Origin of the sequence: Saccharomonospora iraqiensis subsp. paurometabolica YIM 90007 (genome assembly GCF_000231035.2) — a bacterium.
GTDB lineage: Bacteria > Actinomycetota > Actinomycetes > Mycobacteriales > Pseudonocardiaceae > Saccharomonospora > Saccharomonospora paurometabolica.
The window spans coordinates 48,432-50,732 of sequence record NZ_KI912236.1 but is presented as its reverse complement, the minus strand read 5'-3'; the positions used below and the strand labels follow the sequence as shown (position 1 = coordinate 50,732).

Here is a 2,301-nt window from a genome sequence, read left to right as displayed (position 1 = left end):
CCTGCGGGTGTCGCGGCGGTGTGCCGGGGGCGGCCGTCCCGTGCCCGGAGCAGGGCCCCGGCCAGCGCGGCCGTCGCGACGGTGCCGAGCAGCACCCACGTGCCCGTCATGTCGTTCCGCCTCCGTGTCCGGCCGGGTCGCCTCATCCGGTGAAGCGCACGTCCTCGGCCTCACCGTGCAGGGTGATGGAACCCGACGCAACACTGATCGCGGTCGGGGTCACGGTGAACGGCATCTGCCCCGCGTTGATGTCGGCTTCGAACTGGGGCAGGAGTTTCTCCTGCACCGCCTCGGGGACCACCGTGGTCTCCCGGTCGTTGCCGAACTGGACGCGACGCGGATCGATCCGGATCGTGGTGCCGTCGAGTTCGATCATGGCGAACGTGAAGATCTCGATACGTTCCCCCGCGATATCGGCCTTGCCGGAGAGCCGGATGCCCGCGGTCGTGTCGTCGGTGTCCGTTCCGTCACCGGCGGCACCGTTCTGTCCGCCCGGTCCGGAGCCCGCACCGGAACCGTCCGCACCGTGCCGTACGTAGCCTTTCGACGACGGTTCGATCCGCAGGTCGTCGATGTTGGTCAACGGCGCGACCCGGGCGATGTCGCTCTCCTTGAGCGTGACCCGGCCGTTCAGCCGGTCGATCACGACATCGCTCACGTCGCCCGCGGTGAGGTCGGACAACGGCGCGGTCACGTCGTGCAGCTCGGCGTCGATCGACACGTCCTGCAGGTCCTGCACCGGCACACCGTCGGCGGACAGGCTGATGCGGTCGTACTCCCCGGACAGCGCCTGGGTCGTGAACGGGAAACCGTGGATGGTGACCGCCGGGTCGTCGCTGAGCCCGAGCTGCTCGGCGGATTTGCGGGACACGGTGTGTTCGGCGAAAGCCGCGGCGGCGAAGTCGGCGCCAACCAACAGGCCGAGGAGCGCGACCAGCACGATGACGGTGCGTTTCACGCGGCGACGGCTCCTTCCCCGCTCCTGCGGATCCGCCCTCGTTACAGCGGTGTTCACGATCACGTCCGTTCTGTTAAAGGCAGGTTTCGATGTGCCCGCACGGGTGTGACGCCGGTTTCAGGACTGTGGGCCCGCGTCGATCCGAGACTATTCTCGGGGTGCGTCCGAAAAACGGATCCGGCGGTGTCACACCGGACAATGTCACACCGGGCAACACGAGGTGGTCGCGATGAGTCTGAACCTGCTGGTACTGACGTCGGAAACACAGGCCGCCTCCGTCCTGCCCGCCCTGGACCTTCTGCCGCACACCGTACGGGTCCGCGCACCCGAGGTCACCGCCCTCCTCGATGCGGGGCACCGGGACGTCATCCTCCTCGACGCGCGTACGGACCTGGCCTCGGCCAAGAGTCTGTGCAGGCTCCTGACCGGTGTCGGCGACGACGAGCCTTCCACACCCGTGATCGCCGTGGTCGGCGAGGGCGGCCTCGTTGCGGTGAGTGCCGAGTGGCGTGCCGACGACCTCGTGCTGCCGACCGCAGGCCCCGCGGAGGTCGACGCCCGCCTGCGGCTGGCGACCACGCGGGCGGGGGCCACCGCGCAGGGCGACGCCGAACTGCGGGTGGGTGACCTGGTGATCGACGAGGCGACCTACACGGCCCGGCTGCGCAGGCGCACGCTCGAACTGACGTACAAGGAGTTCGAGCTGCTCAAGTACCTGGCCCAGCACGCCGGCCGGGTGTTCACCCGGGCGCAGCTGCTCCAGGAGGTCTGGGGGTACGACTTCTTCGGCGGCACCCGGACGGTGGATGTGCACGTGCGGCGGCTGCGCGCCAAGCTCGGCCCCGAGCACGAACAGATGATCGGTACCGTGCGCAACGTCGGGTACAAGTTCGAGCGCCCGCCCAAGAGCGCGCCGGCCAAGAACCCCACCGTGGACCGGAACAACACCGTGGACCGGAACAACACCGCGGACCGGAACAACACCCCGGGCACGGCCGGGGCCGGCACGAAGGGTGGCGCCGACTCCGTGCCCGAGGGCGCCGACGCGGGCGGTGCGGCGTCCGTGCCGCCCCGGCGGAACCGGGGCGAGGTCCGCACCAGGATCACCAGCCGCCGCTAGGCTTGGGCCCATGCGAGATCTCGTGTGGGCCGACGACCTCACCGGCACCCGCGCCGAGGCGGTGCGTTCGCTGCTGCTCGCCGCGCGCCGGACCGACGGGCGGCCGGATGTGGAGCCCGAGGGCCCGCTCCCGGGTGAGTTCCGCGGCCCGCACCACCTGCTCTGCTACGCCGACAGCGGTGCTGCCGACAGCGCCGCCGGGGACAGCGCCGCCGGGGACAGC

The 2,301-nt window shown here is 70.5% G+C and carries 1 protein-coding gene and 2 pseudogenes; 2 read left to right on the top strand and 1 reads right to left on the bottom strand.

Annotated elements, in window-relative coordinates:
- Positions 1–142 precede the first annotated feature (142 nt).
- Positions 143–958 (bottom strand): LmeA family phospholipid-binding protein, encoded by an 816-nt coding sequence (locus SACPADRAFT_RS0211810; protein ID WP_007027322.1) that lies wholly within the window; start codon positions 956–958, stop codon positions 143–145.
- Positions 959–1,187: 229 nt separating this feature from the next.
- On the opposite strand from SACPADRAFT_RS0211810, the pseudogene SACPADRAFT_RS27265 reads away from it, so the two are divergent.
- Both SACPADRAFT_RS27265 and SACPADRAFT_RS32760 read left to right on the top strand, forming a co-directional pair.
- A pseudogene (locus SACPADRAFT_RS27265) lies at positions 1,188–1,871 on the top strand (response regulator transcription factor); the annotation flags it as partial.
- Positions 1,872–2,088: 217 nt separating this feature from the next.
- Positions 2,089–2,301: pseudogene (locus SACPADRAFT_RS32760) on the top strand (mycothiol synthase); the annotation flags it as partial.